This is a genomic window from Caballeronia sp. A2-2 (assembly GCF_057612605.2).
Window position 1 is genome coordinate 2,877,349 of sequence record NZ_CM172587.1, and the last position, 14,212, is coordinate 2,891,560.

11 protein-coding genes and 1 pseudogene are annotated in these 14,212 nt (G+C 62.2%); 7 read left to right on the top strand and 5 right to left on the bottom strand.

The genetic code is table 11. The features are described 5' to 3' along the window. The first annotated feature begins 22 nt into the window (after nt 1-22). Nucleotides 23-1,003 carry a transporter substrate-binding domain-containing protein gene (locus ACZCWR_RS13635; protein ID WP_487301272.1) on the top strand — a complete coding sequence of 327 codons (981 nt, stop codon included), beginning with the start codon at nt 23-25 and terminating at the stop codon, nt 1,001-1,003. Here the strand turns inward: ACZCWR_RS13635 and ACZCWR_RS13640 are convergent, their stop codons facing one another. The 3 genes from ACZCWR_RS13640 to ACZCWR_RS13650 all read right to left on the bottom strand — a co-directional run bounded on the left by ACZCWR_RS13640 (nt 1,004) and on the right by ACZCWR_RS13650 (nt 3,326). Then, nucleotides 1,004-1,453 carry an NUDIX hydrolase gene (locus tag ACZCWR_RS13640; RefSeq protein WP_487301273.1) on the bottom strand — a complete coding sequence of 150 codons (450 nt, stop codon included), beginning with the start codon at nt 1,451-1,453 and terminating at the stop codon, nt 1,004-1,006. It abuts the gene before it with no gap. 28 nt (nt 1,454-1,481) lie between these two features. Further along, nucleotides 1,482-1,862, bottom strand: coding sequence for an RT0821/Lpp0805 family surface protein (locus ACZCWR_RS13645; RefSeq protein WP_487301274.1), 381 nt, complete (start codon nt 1,860-1,862; stop codon nt 1,482-1,484). A 135-nt stretch (nt 1,863-1,997) separates the two neighbouring features. Then, nucleotides 1,998-3,326: a cytochrome-c peroxidase gene (locus ACZCWR_RS13650; protein ID WP_487301275.1), complete on the bottom strand. Its 1,329-nt coding sequence runs from the start codon at nt 3,324-3,326 to the stop codon at nt 1,998-2,000. 247 nt (nt 3,327-3,573) lie between these two features. Between ACZCWR_RS13650 and ACZCWR_RS13655 the strand changes: the two genes are divergently transcribed. After that, nucleotides 3,574-5,133 carry an acid phosphatase gene (locus ACZCWR_RS13655; RefSeq protein ID WP_487301276.1) on the top strand — a complete coding sequence of 520 codons (1,560 nt, stop codon included), beginning with the start codon at nt 3,574-3,576 and terminating at the stop codon, nt 5,131-5,133. 113 nt (nt 5,134-5,246) lie between these two features. Here the strand turns inward: ACZCWR_RS13655 and ACZCWR_RS13660 are convergent, their stop codons facing one another. After that, nucleotides 5,247-5,948, bottom strand: coding sequence for a GntR family transcriptional regulator (locus ACZCWR_RS13660; protein ID WP_487301277.1), 702 nt, complete (start codon nt 5,946-5,948; stop codon nt 5,247-5,249). A gap of 130 nt (nt 5,949-6,078) precedes the next feature. On the opposite strand from ACZCWR_RS13660, the gene ACZCWR_RS13665 reads away from it, so the two are divergent. After that, nucleotides 6,079-7,269: an amidohydrolase family protein gene (locus ACZCWR_RS13665; protein ID WP_487301278.1), complete on the top strand. Its 1,191-nt coding sequence runs from the start codon at nt 6,079-6,081 to the stop codon at nt 7,267-7,269. Next, a complete protein-coding gene (locus tag ACZCWR_RS13670) occupies nt 7,266-8,501 on the top strand; it encodes a cyanate transporter (RefSeq protein ID WP_487301279.1) in 1,236 nt (411 codons plus the stop codon). Before ACZCWR_RS13665 ends, ACZCWR_RS13670 begins: the two co-directional genes overlap by 4 nt. Here ACZCWR_RS13670 and ACZCWR_RS13675 read toward each other — a convergent pair. Further along, a complete protein-coding gene (locus ACZCWR_RS13675; RefSeq protein ID WP_487301280.1) occupies nt 8,486-8,941 on the bottom strand; it encodes a histidine kinase in 456 nt (151 codons plus the stop codon). The two genes, ACZCWR_RS13670 and ACZCWR_RS13675, sit on opposite strands and share 16 nt — an antisense overlap. Before the next feature lie 493 nt (nt 8,942-9,434). Here ACZCWR_RS13675 and ACZCWR_RS13680 point away from each other — a divergent pair, with 493 nt between their 5' ends. The 3 genes and pseudogenes from ACZCWR_RS13680 to ACZCWR_RS13690 all read left to right on the top strand — a co-directional run. Further along, nucleotides 9,435-10,205: an FHA domain-containing protein gene (locus ACZCWR_RS13680; protein ID WP_487301281.1), complete on the top strand. Its 771-nt coding sequence runs from the start codon at nt 9,435-9,437 to the stop codon at nt 10,203-10,205. Between the two features lie 1,447 nt (nt 10,206-11,652). Further along, nucleotides 11,653-13,023, top strand: coding sequence for a hypothetical protein (locus ACZCWR_RS13685; protein WP_487301282.1), 1,371 nt, complete (start codon nt 11,653-11,655; stop codon nt 13,021-13,023). Nucleotides 13,024-13,754: 731 nt separating this feature from the next. Beyond that, nucleotides 13,755-14,000: pseudogene (locus ACZCWR_RS13690) on the top strand (DUF6531 domain-containing protein); the annotation flags it as partial. Nucleotides 14,001-14,212 lie beyond the last annotated feature (212 nt).

Genomic DNA, 14,212 nt, shown 5'->3' on the forward strand with positions numbered 1-14,212 from the left:
CGCCGCTTCGAACGAGGACGATATGAAGCTGCCGCACTCCCCCGCGCATTCTTCCGCGCGGGTATCGTCGAATGCCGGACGCCGTGCGTCGGCGTTGCTGTGTTTCATCGCGGCGCTCTGGCCGTGCATCGCCACACCCGCTGATCTCGTTGGGCCCACCGCCGATCCGGCGCCGCCTTCCGCGACCTTGCGCAAGATTCAGGAGAACAACGCGATCGTGCTCGGCGTGCGGGAATCGTCGGTGCCGTTTTCCTATCTCGACGACAAACAGCAGCCGGTCGGCTATTCCTATGCCATCGCGCTCAGCGTGGTGGACGACATCAAACAACGTCTGAATCTGCCGAAACTCGCGGTGAAGAACGTGCTCGTCACATCGTCGAACCGCATTTCGTATGTGGTGAACAACCAGGTGGATCTGGAGTGCGGGTCCACGGCGCATCTGACGGACCGCGACACGCTCGTGTCCTTTTCCAACAGCTTCTTTCAGTACGGCATTCGCATGGTGGTGAAGCGCAAGTCGGGTATCCGCGATTACGACGATCTCGCGGGCAAGACCGTCGCGACCACGGCGGGCACGTCCGACGAACGCCTTCTGCGGCAGATGTCGATCGACCGAAACTTAAGCCTGCGCATCATCAGCGCGCGCGATCACGCCGAGGCGTTCGCCGCGCTCAAGAGCGATCGCGCGGTCGCCTTCGTGATGGACGACCCGCTGCTCTACGGCAAGATCGCGCAGGAAGGCGCGGCGCGGCGGCAATACATGGTGACAGGCGATTCGCTCGCGAACGAAACCTACGGCTGCATGATGCGCAAGGGCGATCCGGTGTTCAAGCGCATCGTGGATGACACCATCGCCAACATGCAGCGCTCGGGCGCGGCGGCGAAGCTCTACGAAACGTGGTTCATGCAGCCGATTCCGCCGGACGGCATCAACCTTCAGTTTCCGATGTCGCAGGAAATGAAGACGCTCTTCGCGCATCCGAACGACCGGACGGTGGATTGATCAGAGCGTGTCGTGAAGGTCGGCGAGCGACAGCGTGGTCTGGAACAGGCGCGCGAGGCTGCGGCTGGCGTAGCGGTCCACGTCGAGCGGGCTGACCCAGCGGTAGGCGTCCATTTCGGGGATCATCGTGCCGTCGCTGTAGCGCGGGAAGTAGGAGACGCAGGTGCAGTCTTCGAGCCGCACTTCGTCGTCCGACACACGCACGGCGAACAAGTGAAGATCCTTGTCGCGCCGATAGACGAAGCGCCCCAGATCCTTCAGGCGCGACGCCGGCAGCACGATGCCCGTTTCTTCCATGAGTTCGCGCAGGGCGGCATCGACCGGTGCTTCGCCGGGATCGGACGCGCCCTTGGGCACGTCCCAGTGCGTGGTTTCGGTTGCGTGGCACAGCAGGACATCGCCCTGTGTATTGATGATGACCACGCCGCAGGAGACGCTGCGGGCGGTCATGGCGTGTCTTCCCCGGTCATCACTGCTATCACTGTTTCTTGAGCGCCCATTTGCCGCTGGCCTGCTTGCAGGCGGTCGGCGTCCAGGTTTGCGTTTGTCCCTTGGCGATGGCGATGAGTTCGACCTTGCGGCACTTCAGGCCGCCCTCGTCGAGCGTTTCCTTCGGCGTGATCGTGCCGTGGATCGCCACGCTGTTGCCCGTGCCCTTGTTGCTCCAGTCGAGCGATTCGCCGTCCTTCTTCGTTTCGAGCGCCTCGCGCGCGGCGGTATTGAGCGCGGTGAAATCGCGCTCCTTCATGTAGGTGACCGGCGTGTTGTTCAGGAAGCCGAGATTGGCGGCGAACGCGCCCGCGCTCGTCGCGATGAGCGCCCCGGCGATGACAGCGCGAATGCAGTGTCGGGAAAGCATGGTGGTGTCCTCGTTGCGAATTCGTTTGTGAAGCGGTACTCACGAACGGCGCTCGGCGCGCCGTGCGCAAGATGCGGGCCGCAACGAGGATAGCATGACGTCGGGCGTTCGGCCGCCCCGCGGATCAGCGTCCGCTCACTCCTTCGCCTCCTTCATCTCCCCGATCGCCGTCCCCTTCTGCGAGTCCTTATCCTTCGCGGGATCGTACCCATCGGTCAGCGTGTTGAGAAACGCCACGACATCCTTGATCTCCGCTTCATCGAGCGCGGGCTTGTCGCCCTTCTTGCGATCGAACGGCGGCTCGACGTTCACGTTCTCCCAATACTGCTTCGGCAGATCGTCGAACTTGCGCAGGACGCCGTTCTTCACCGGATAGAACTTCTCCGGATTGGTATCACGCATCACGTAGAAGCGCACGACTTCATCGAGCGAATGGTAGATGCCGTTGTGGAAGAACGTCTTGCGCGTCGCCACATTGCGCAGCGACGGCGTGCGGAAGATGCCGCAAAACTCGCTGCGCCCTTTCAGGTCGGTGCGTTCCGGTCCGCATGCGCCGAGGTCGTGATATTTCGGGTCTTTGTTGACGGCGAGATCGCGATTGCGCGGCACGCCCAGCGCGATCAAACCGAAATCGCTGAACTGCGGCGGCGTGCCGTCCTTCGCGCGCTGGCTGATGTGACACGCGGCGCAATTGCCTTTCTTCTCATCGTTGAAGAGTTCGAGACCGTGCAGTTCGGCATCGTTGAGCTTTGCGCGGTTGGCGAGGAATGCATCGAATTTGCTGGTGTAGGGGAAGAACTTCTGCGGCGACTGCTCGAACGCTTCGAGCGATTGCAGCACGGACTCGAACGCACGATCGTCGTTGTCGAACACATTCGCGCCGAAGGTCTTTTTGAAGTCGTCCGCATAAGGCGACGCCTTCACCGACGCCACCACCTTCGCCGGCGTGCTGCCCATTTCGAACGACGACAACAACGGAATGCGCGCCTGATCCGCACCGTGATCGACGCGGCCATCCCAGGTCAGACCGCCGGTCGGACCGGCATCCACGGACTCGTCGCCCTCATCGTCGGAATCGTGAAAATGCTCGGTGAACTGCGGCACCGATTGCAGATATCTGAGCGATGGCACCGCACGAAATCCCGGCCGATGCATGTCGCTTCCGCCCAGTTGCACGGACAGCGCATTGGGCGGCCCGAACGCGTGCTGCGGGCTATGACACGACGCACACGCGAGCTTGCCCGAACCGGAAAGCGAAGGATCGGCGAACAGCTTTTCGCCAAGCGCGGACATCTGTCGGACGTGCGCGAAGACTTCCGCGCGCGATTGTCCTTGCGATGCCGCGACCTTGACTGCCGTGGTTTCCGCTGCATCCGCCGGGCGTGAATCGCAGCCATTCAAGGCCACGGTGGAAACGATCAGCGCAAGGGAACATAGAACCAACGGCAAACGCATCGAAGACATGACTTGGCAAAGGCAAATTGAAAGATGCGCAAGCGTATGTCGTCGAGATGACTTTCATGTGTCAAACAAAAATGACGGTTCCCAGAAAGCCGTATCGAAACTTTATTTCCTCAACATTACGTTATTGAAAGCGATTTTACATGGAGATGTAAAACGTCGTCGCCACACTGCGCACGCCGGCGGACAAAGGCTTTCATCGAAAGCAAAGCCCGCGTTTCGCGCCGGTCCCCAACACAAGAGAGAGCTCATGAACAAGAAACTCGTTTGCGCGGTGCCGCTCGCGGCGACCGCTGCATTCGGCCTCTACGCCTGCGGCGGCAACGACGACCATCACGACATCAACGAAGTGAAGAACGTCGTGGTGATCTACGCGGAAAACCGCAGCTTCGACAACCTCTACGGCAACTTTCCGGGCGCGAACGGTCTGCAGAACGTGACGGCCGCGAGCGCGCAACAGCTCGATCGCGACGGCACGGTGCTCGCCACGCTGCCCAAGGTCTGGGGCGGTCTGACGGCAACGGGCGTCACGCCGGTGGTCTCGGAAGCGATGACGGCGAATCTGCCGAACGCGCCCTTCGCCATCGACGATGCGAACGGTTTCAACACCGCGCTCAACGTGACGACGCGCGATCTGTATCACCGCTTCTATGAAAACCAGATGCAGATCGACGGCGGCAAGAACGACAAGTTCGCCGCATGGGCCGATTCGGGCGGTCTGGTGATGGGCCATTACAGCACGCCGCCGCAGCAGCTTCCGCTCTACAAGATCGCGCAGCAATACGCGCTCGCGGACAACTTCTTCATGGGCGCGTTCGGCGGTTCGTTCCTGAACCATCAATGGCTCATCTGCGCGTGCACGCCGACTTATCCGAACGCCGACAAGGCCGCGGCCAAGCCGTCGATCTCGGTCGTGAATCCGGATGGCGTGACGCTCACACTGGCGTCGAATTCCCCGGCGTCCGCGTTGACGGGCATTCCGAAGTTCCAGAACTCGGGCAACCTCACGCCTGATTTCTTCGCGGTCAACACGATGCAGCCGCCGTATCAGCCGAGCGGCAACACGCCGGCCACGGGCGGCGACGCGACGCTGGCCGACCCGAACGCCGCCACCACGCTGCCGCCGCAGACGCAGCAGCATATCGGCGATCTGCTGAACAACGCGGGCGTGAGCTGGGCGTGGTACGGCGGTTCGTGGGGCGCGGCGCTGGCGAGCCGTTCGGTGATCTACGGTTCGACCAACTCGGTGCCGAACTTCCAGACGCACCATCAGCCGTTCAACTACTTCGCCGATCTCGCGCCGGGCACGACCAACCGCGCGCAGCATTTGCTCGACGGCGGCACGGCGGGCACGGAGTTCATCAAGGCGATCGATGCGGGCACGCTGCCGTCCGTGTCCTTCTACAAGCCGCAGGGCAACCTGAACGAGCACGCGGGTTACACGGACGTTGCCTCGGGCGATGCGCACATCGCCGACCTCATCAGCCATCTGCAGAAGAGCCCGCAGTGGAAGAACATGGTCGTCGTCGTGACGTATGACGAGAATGGCGGCTTCTGGGATCACGTCGCGCCGCCGAAGGGCGACCGCTGGGGTCCGGGCACGCGTATTCCGGCGCTCATCATCTCGCCGTACGCGAAGAAGGGCTTCGTGGATCACACGCAATACGACACCACGTCGATCCTGCGCTTCATCACGAAACGCTATAGCCTGCCGACGCTCACGGGCCTCGCCGCACGCGATGCCGCGCTGGTCGCCAATGGCGGCAAGGCGATGGGCGATCTGACCAACGCGCTGGATTTCAGCCAGTAAGTCTCGCGTGGTGATGTGAAAGCGGGCCGCGGTCTTGATGACGCGGCCCGCTTACTTTTGCACGACGATGACGTCATGTTTCCGACAGCATCGACGAAAGCAATGAAAGCACTTCAAGGATTCGCGAAGACGGATGCCAGATCGCTCGTGCGTGTGCCGCTCGCTTGCGCCAGCACGCGCGCTTCGAGTTCGTCGAGATGCTCACGCATGGCTTCGAGCGCGGCATCCCGTTCGCCTTGTTCCAGCGCATCGACGAGACGCGCGTGTTCGTCGCAGGCGCAATTCGAGCCTTTCGTCGGATCGAACAGCGCCTTGTACAACTCCGTGCGCGAAACGAGCTTGCCGAGAAACGCCTGAACATCTGCCGCGCCCGCCATCTCCGCGAGCAGCAGATGAAACCGCCCGGCAAGCTGCACGCCTTCCGCCACGTTCCCGCTTTTCTGCGCCCGCTTTTCTTCCTTCACATGCGCGCGCAACGCCCGCTTGTCCTGCGTTCGCAACGCACCGCACAGCACCGCGACGATGCCCGCCTCCACCACTTGCCGCGCACGATAGACCTCGCGGATATCCTCGACCGATGGCGACGGCACGAACGCACCGCGATTCGCCTCCAGAACCAGCTTGCCTTCCGCCCCGAGCCGCGCGAGCACCTTGCGGATGGTGCCGCGCGTGCAATCGAACGCGGCCGCCAGATCACGCTCCACGAGTTGCGCGCCCGGCGCGAGCTTGCCCTGCAGCAAGGCGGAGGTGATCGCGGCATGAACGCGCTCGTCCGGCGCGATTTCGTTCGATGATGTGTCCTTGCGGGATGCCATGAAAGCGTGCGATATGAAGTGGTTCCGCATTGTAGCGAGCGCGTGCGCAAATTTCGCCTATCACCGCGCGCGCATGTTTGGTTGACCAAAGATTGTTAGAATGGTCAACCAAAACCGAGGAGTCAAGCTCATGAAACCACCGGTCTGGATCATCGACGCACGACCGTTCGGCAATGCATCCGTGGATATGCGCATCGATGGCGCGATCATCGACAGCGTGACCGCGCACGGCGAACGCAGGCCGGACGCAGGCGATACGGTCATCGACGCCAAGGGCGCGCTATTGCTGCCCGGTTTCGTCGAAGGTCATACGCATCTGGATAAAACCACGTGGGGCATGCCGTGGTATCGCAATGCCGTGGGGCCGCTGCTGACCGATCGTATCGACAACGAACGGCGCTGGCGCGCGCAAAGCGGTCACGATGCCGCCACCGCCTCACGCGCGCTCGCGCTTGAATTTTTGCGGCGCGGCACCACGCGAATCCGCACGCATGTGGATATCGATACCGATGCCGGCCTGCGCCATCTCGAAGGCGTCGCCGCCACGCGCGATGCACTCGCCGACGTGCTGGACATGCAGATCGTCGCGTTCCCGCAATCCGGCGTGATGAAACGCGCCGGCACGCGCGCACTGCTCGATCGCGCGTTGCAGGATGGCGCGGATGTGCTCGGCGCGCTCGATCCCGCTTCCATCGATGGCGATCCGGCCGCCTCGCTCGATATCACTTTCGCGGTCGCCGCGAAGTACGCGAAACCGATCGACCTGCATCTGCACGAACCGGGCGAACTCGGCGCGTTCACGTTCGATCTGCTGCTCGACCGCGTGCAGGCGCACGGTTATCAAGGGCGCGTGGTCGTGAGCCATGCGTTTTGTCTCGGCGCATTGCCCGATGCGCGGCGCGGCAAGCTGCTCGAACGCATCGCGCGGCTTGATGTCGCGTTGCTCACGACAGCGCCCGCTTCCGTTGCGGTGCCGCCGTTTCGCGAAGCGCGCGCGGCGGGCGTGACGCTGTTCGGCGGCAATGACGGCATCCGCGATACATGGACGCCGTTCGGCTCGCCCGACATGCTCGAACGCGCGATGCTGATCGCCATGCGCTACGACCTGCGTCGCGACGACGATCTCGCCGCCGCCTTCGAATGCGTCTCGACGCAGGCCGCGAAAGCATGCGGCTTCGCGCGTTATGGACTCGCGCCGGGCCAGCGTGCCGACCTCGTGCTCGTGGATGCCGACAGCATCGCGCATGCCGTCGCAATGCGTCCGCCACGGCGGCTTGTCATGGCGAATGGCGTCATCATCCCGGCGGATTTCACACGATGAACACGCGCGCTACACAAGTTGTCTGGCTTGCGGCCATCGTCGCGATCGGGTTGAATCTGCGGCCTTTGCTCACGTCCGTGAGTCCGTTGATGGGCGTGATCCTGCGTGACACGGGACTTTCGTATCGCGGGGCATCGATGTTGACCGGATTGCCGGTCGTCGCGATGGGTCTGTGCGCGTTCGGCGCGAGTGCGTTGACGCGTGCCATCGGCGAAGCGCGCGGCGTGGCCATCGGGTTGCTGGCCATCGCGGCGGCGTGTGCCGGTCGCCTCTTTGCTGGTGATGCCATCGCGCTCGTGCTGAGCGCGGCGGTCGCGGGCACCGGCGTCGCCATCATTCAGGCGCTTTTGCCGGGCGTGATGAAGACGCGCTTCGCCGCGCGTTTGCCCTTCGCAATGGGCTTGTATTCCGCATCGATCATGGCGGGCGGCGGGCTCGGCGCGAGCATCACGCCTGCCATCGCCACGCGTGCCACGTGGCAAACGGGGCTTGCCGCATGGGCCATTCCCGCACTCGTGGCGCTTATCGCATGGTTGCTGCTGACGCGTGCGGATACACGCAAATCGACGCACGTCGATGCATCGAACGCGCCTTCGCTTTTCACGAACCGCCGCGCGTGGGCATTGGGTATTTTCTTCGGGCTGGTCAACGGCGGTTATACGAGCCTCGTCGCGTGGTTGCCCGCGTACTATCAGCAACTCGGCCAGAGCGTGAAGGCGAGCGGCGCGTTGCTCGCCCTGCTCACGGTGTTTCAGGCATCGTCCGCGTTGTTGTTGCCGATGGCAGCATCGCGCTTTGGACATTTATTTGGCGATGCGAAGGATCGTCGTCCGTGGATCGCCTTAGGGCTTCTTGCGCAACTGGCGGGCTTTGCGTTGCTGCTGTTCGCGCCACTTGCTGCGCCCATCGCCGCCGTCGCGATGCTCGGCGGCGGGCTGGGCGGCGTGTTCGCCCTCACGCTCGTGCTGACGCTCGATCACGCCGACGACCACGCGCTCGCCGCGAAACTCGTTGCGTTCGTGCAGGGCGTGGGCTTCGTGATCGCGGCGCTCGCCCCGGTTGCAGCCGGCTTCGTGCGCGACATGAGCGGCGGCTTCACATTGTCATGGGCGATGCTTGCCGCCAGCCTCATCGCGATGATCGCCTTGAATTGCGCCTTTGGGCCGAACGGTTACGCGCGCGCCTTGCAGCAACACGAAACGAAGCGTGCGCGCCCTCACCTCACCGCGTGAGACGCGAAGTATTCGTCGAGCAAGTCCGTCATTTGCCAGACCGGACATGGACGCCTGCAATGTCCGTCGTAGCCTGCGTCCTTCAGTATCGCGATGGGTTCTTCCGGCAGGAATCCGCTCATCGCGATCACTAATCTTCCGGCCTTGTCGCTCTCTTCGCGCAATTCGCGCACGAGCGGATAGTTGTTGCATCCGCCAACACGTGTGTCGAGAAAGAGCACGTGCGGTTGCCACTCCGTCACATTGTCCCTGAGCGATGCGACATCCACCGCGAGCCGCGACGGAAAGCCCTTCAGTTCGAACAACGACACGAGCGATGCGCCGAGCACGCGCTCGGTCAGCGCGATCAACACGCGCCGCGACTCTGGCAGCACGCGCGTCTGCTTGCGATTCCACAGCGAGCATTGCGCGGGACTGGTTTCGTATGCTCGATTGTTCACTGGTTGCGTGATCCCTTTCGATGAGGCGGATTCGCGCATGAATGCGTCACGATGGCGCATTCATGCACCGGAACCGGGCCGAGCGTTGTCTTGTACGAGATGGTTAATTTTTTCCGATGCCTTGCCAGAGGCGGCTTCACGGACCGCTCCGATGGAGGCATCGGTGAACATAGGGCAGGAAGTGGGCCAACCTGCGCAGCGCTTTCTTGGCGGAATGATCAGATCAAATCTCTGATTTTGCCTTTCTTTCCTGAGTGCGATGCGCGTGGCGGCGATGGACGGATCAATGTCGGCAAGATTCGCGCGGCATGAGCTATGACTAAACGAAGGCAGGCAGGTCGGGCACGCGATACGCGCATCGAAAATACTTAGTTTCCCCTAATATCTCGCGTCGACCATTTGACCCAGCGTTCGTGCGTTGTTGCACATGCCGAAGCTCAGCCGGCGCACGATGCGTCCGGCTCGTCCGCACCCGATCGAGAGCGGAGGCATCTTGCCTGTCCGACGATTGACCTCTGCGTTGCGCGTGTTCGCGGCGAGCGTGCTCGTCGTGGCGTGCGTCGATTCGCATGCCGCGACGATGCTTCAGCCGGACGTCACGCGCATGATCGTGCGCGCGGTGCAGCCGATTTATGCGAGGGCCGGCGCGGCTGCGTCGGGCGCGGGCGGGAGTGCTGTGAACGCTGGCATCGTGCGCGTTCACCATCATCCGCTTGCTCGCTTCGGCTTCTCCGCGTTGGTTGGACTGGCGATCGTGCTTTCGGTGGTCGCCTATCGGTTTCGAGGCAAGCCGCAACAACCGCAAGAACCGGCCGACGCGCCGCGTTCCGATTGGTCGCCGCAACCGGTAGCCCGACAGCCTGAGCCGATTTTTGCGCAGTTTCCGCCGCCTGCTTCGGGCCGTCCTGCTGCTGTGCTCGTCAGTGAAGCGCCACTGCGCGCGCCTGTTCGATACGCGATTGAAAAGCCGAACGTTCGCATCGGTTCCGATGATGCCGGGGATCTCGTCGTGCGTGACGATTCGGTATCGCGTAGGCATGCGAATATTCGGTTCGAGTCGGGCGTGCTGTATTTGAGTGATTTGGGGTCGCGGGGTGGGACGTATCTGAATGGGGCGCGGCTTTTGAATGTGGCGGCGTTGAGGCCTGCCGACAGCATCAGGATTGGACAGACGGAGTGGCGGGTGGTGGGGGTGGAGGATGTGGTGGAGGATGTGGTGGTGGTGCGCGGGGTGGGTGAGGTGGTGGAGCGGCCGGGGCCTTGAGTTGGTTTTGGAAGAATAGAAGGCTTGGTGAGTATTCGTATGAATTGAGCCGGTACTCGACTCATCGGAGAAGGTTGGATGAGATGTCGTCGTTTCGAGTGACGCTTGATCTTCCCGCCAACAAACAAAGCTTAAGCCTGCATTGTTGATGATATGCGTCGATCGTGGGTCTATCTCCGCATGCGCGGAGGAACCTTCGCGTCTTGATACGCGGCCGACATCGAGCCGGGTCTATCTCCGCATGCGCAGAGGAACCGTGATCTCGCTCATTTCTCTCTCGCAATAGGTGGGTCTATCTCCGCATGCGCGGAGCAACCCTCATTGTTCGCTTTCGTAAAGTCGAGCATCCCGGTCTATCTCCGCATGCGCGGAGGAACCCGACGCGGATCAGCAGTCCAGCCGTACCCGTCCGGTCTATCTCCGCATGCGCGGAGAAACCCCCGATTGCAGACCTTTAAAGCGGTACGTCTGAGGTCTATCTCTGCATGCGCGGAGGAACCCTCAAAGGCGATGTCCTGCGCCTCCTTCCAGTCGGTCTATCTCCGCATGCGCGGAGGAACCGTGCCCGATGTCTACGAATGGACCGGCGCGTCGGGTCTATCTCCGCATGCGCGGAGGAACCTCTGTAGAAGATCATCTGAAGCGCCATACATTCGGTCTATCTCCGCATGCGCGGAGGAACCTGCATCGCCACTTCCTTCAGCCTCGTCTGCGCCGGTCTATCTCCGCATGCGCAAAGGAACCAATGTCGTGCCTCCGATCAAAGCTATCATGACCGGTCTATCTCCGCATGCGCAGAGGAACCAATGTCGCGCCTCCGATCAAAGCCATCATGACCGGTCTATCTCCGCATGCGCAGAGGAACCCAACTCGATGTCTTCACTCACCGTACTGAAGGAGGTCTATCTCCGCATGCGCAGAGGAACCACTCAGTCGCCATTTCCTCGGTCGGATCCGCCGGGTCTATCTCCGCATGCGCAGAGGAACCACGGCTGCATACAGCCGCACGCGTGTCGAGACGGGTCTATCTCCGCATGCGCAGAGGAACCTTTTTATGCATCGCCATGCCTGAGGCGACCTTGGGTCTATCTCCGCATGCGCAGAGGAACCCGGATGGCTCTCGGAGCGAACAGTTTGGGTAGCGGTCTATCTCCGCATGCGCAGAGCAACCGACAACTCGCTGATCGGCTTCACGCTCGCCGATGGTCTATCTCCGCATGCGCAGAGCAACCCCTAGATCATAACGTCCTGACCCAAAAAGAGAAACCGCCAAACCCATCTCCCAGAAAACCATAAATCCAAGACTCAAAATCCCTGACAATAAGCAATCACACTCATCACAATCAACAAGCAAAAGCCGCTCACTTTTAGGATTACTCGCTTTGCTTTCGCTTCGTTAATGGCTTAAAAATTCGGCCTACGATATTTTCAGAAGCGAACGCAATTCATGGGTAACTGGCTTCCCACCAATCCGGTCGAACGCCGCTTCATGGCCGTTCACGATGACTGGATGACTTTTGCCAACAATGAGCACGCCAATCTGCTTTATTGGCAAACAAGCGAAGCCGATCAACGCATCCTTGCGGCCTACATTCAACGACAAGACACGTTGTCGAGCGCGGTGCTGCGTCTGCAATCCAGTTTTGACAATGCCGACCAGTACGCCACCGACCTGGCCGCTGAAGTCACTGCCTGGTACGAGAACGGCAAGGAAGCTTCGGAAGCGCACGGCGTCAGAGCGGACTGGATATCGCCCGCGCGAGACCGCAACGAAGGCGCTACGTCTTACCTGCTCAGGCTGACGCATAGCCTTGTGCATCATCACCCGGACGTATTCCCGCAACTCGTGCTGATCCTCGAACCCGAGCCGATCCGCAAGCCCTCCGCTTTCGAGCGCTGGCTCGATGCCCTGCTCGATTGCCTCGAACGCGATGCGTGGCAATCACGCCGCCTGCGTATCGTGCTGACCGGCACGAACCCTGAGCCCTTGCCGTGGCTCACGAAGCGGCGCGCCCATCAAATCAGAGTACTGCACGGTCGCTATCACATGGAAGCGCTGCCGCGCGAACTGGTGGCCGAATCCGATCAACGCGGACCCGAAGCGGACTTTCGCCGCATGTTCGTCGCGATGAGCGGCGTCATGGAAAACGGCACGCCTTCGCAACTCGAAGCACTGCGCTCGCAAGCGCTGGCGATCACTCACGCTCACGCATGGTTCGATCAGAGCGTGGTCGTTCATCTGATCGCGGGCGCGGCCTACTTGAAGTGGAATTCACCGCAACTCGCCTTATCTGCCTATGAGGCAGCGACGCGTGCCGGCGAGCAAGCAATCCAGACTCAGCATCCTGCGGGCAACAAGCTGACCATCAACGGTCTGTTTGGCGAAGCGTCCGTCTACTGGATGCAAGCCGACTATCGCAGCGCCGCCAATCGCTACGAACAAGCCGCGCGACTGGCCGAAGCGGATCGGGATGGCTTGCTCGCGGTCGAAGGCTGGCGCATGTGCAGCGAGTGTTCCGCACAGTTGCGCGCAGAGGAACGCGCCATCGATACCGGCCTTCGTGCGCTGGATGCGGGCCATTTGATTCCCGTGCCACTGCGCGCCAACAGCAACCTGCAAATCGTCGCGCACAGCCTGCTCAAACGTATCGGCCTATTTCATAAGCAGCGCAGCGAATTGACCTCACGCCTCGCCGCCCTCTATGGCGAGGACTGGCCCGACACTCTCCGGCCACTCCCCGCCGAAGAAGTGACACGGCAGTACATCGACCGAATGCCACATGCGGCGCAACCGCAAGAGACCGAAGGGCGAGCGTAATGGGTTTGCTCGCGGTCACGCACATCACGCCGGTCATCGGCGTCGACGCTCATATGATCCAGCCCGTCGGTGCGCCGCCGGTGGTCCTGCCGCATCCGCACGTCGGACTGGTGCTCGATCCGATGGAGTATCTGAGCATGCTGCCCGAAGGCGTGGGCAGCATGGTCTCGATGGGCATGATGGCGATGCAGGTCGGCTCCATCGTCAAGATGGGCATGCGCAGTGTCGGCGCGGCGGCGGCCGGCGCAGCGGCCATGGGCGTCATGATGGCCGCGGGCGGCGGTGGCGGGCCGATCTGGGTCAACGGACTGATGCGCACCACCGCCGGCACGCAGACCATGCATTTGCCCGGTCTGCACTTCCCGATCCTCCCCGGCGTCTTCACCGGCCCCGATGCGCCCAGGCCCGCCGGCAACAGCGAATCGTTCCTCGGCAGCCTGTCCGTGCGCGCCAACGGCGATCCGATGTCCTACGCGGTGCTGCCCGCGCTGAGTTGCTGGTTCGCGGGCATGGCATCGTTCGCGCATAACAGCGAGCACACCCAACGCGAATCCGCCTCGCTGCCGACCTCGACGATGCTGCCCATTCCCGCCGGGCGTCCGGTTCTGGTGGGCGGTGCGCCCGTGCCGAGCATCACCGCGCTCGCGGGCATGGCCATGCAGAAGGCCAAAGCGCATGCCATGAAACGCGAGCCGAAGTTCTGCAAGCTCTCGAAGGCGATTCAGGATCGCATGGGCGACGGCTGGTGGGGCAAGTTCGTCAAGAAAGCCTCGCAATGGTTCTTCGGTGAGCCTGTCGATGGCGTGACCGGCGAAGTCATCGTCGAGCAACACGATTTCACCGTGAGCGGACGCCTGCCGCTCGTGTGGAACCGCTATTACGCCAGCCACGACATGCAGGCGGGCGCAGCCGGACATGGCTGGCGCACGCCCGCGGATATCCGCCTCGAACTGTTCGAACACGACGATGAGATCGGCGGCATCGTCTGGTTTGCGGACAAGCTCGTTGCCTTCGATCAGATGCCGTCCGCTCAAGGGTGGGATGCGCGCATCATCGAAAGTATCGGTGGTCATGCGCTCTATCTCGATCGCGAATGCCTGATCGTGCGCACGCGCGAAGGGGTCGAATATCGTTTCCCCTTGTCCGATCAGTGGCGGGAGCGCGCCTGCGCGGCACCTCTGAACCGGCC

What these genes read in the sequence shown, in the direction of transcription:
- ACZCWR_RS13645 (WP_487301274.1), bottom strand. Translation starts at nt 1,862, where the DNA reads ATGCTTTCCCGACACTGCATTCGCGCTGTCATCGCCGGGGCGCTCATC.
- ACZCWR_RS13685 (WP_487301282.1), top strand. Translation starts at nt 11,653, where the DNA reads ATGGGTAACTGGCTTCCCACCAATCCGGTCGAACGCCGCTTCATGGCC.
- ACZCWR_RS13640 (WP_487301273.1), bottom strand. Translation starts at nt 1,453, where the DNA reads ATGACCGCCCGCAGCGTCTCCTGCGGCGTGGTCATCATCAATACACAG.
- ACZCWR_RS13665 (WP_487301278.1), top strand. Translation starts at nt 6,079, where the DNA reads ATGAAACCACCGGTCTGGATCATCGACGCACGACCGTTCGGCAATGCA.
- ACZCWR_RS13635 (WP_487301272.1), top strand. Translation starts at nt 23, where the DNA reads ATGAAGCTGCCGCACTCCCCCGCGCATTCTTCCGCGCGGGTATCGTCG.
- ACZCWR_RS13650 (WP_487301275.1), bottom strand. Translation starts at nt 3,326, where the DNA reads ATGTCTTCGATGCGTTTGCCGTTGGTTCTATGTTCCCTTGCGCTGATC.
- ACZCWR_RS13670 (WP_487301279.1), top strand. Translation starts at nt 7,266, where the DNA reads ATGAACACGCGCGCTACACAAGTTGTCTGGCTTGCGGCCATCGTCGCG.
- ACZCWR_RS13655 (WP_487301276.1), top strand. Translation starts at nt 3,574, where the DNA reads ATGAACAAGAAACTCGTTTGCGCGGTGCCGCTCGCGGCGACCGCTGCA.
- ACZCWR_RS13660 (WP_487301277.1), bottom strand. Translation starts at nt 5,948, where the DNA reads ATGGCATCCCGCAAGGACACATCATCGAACGAAATCGCGCCGGACGAG.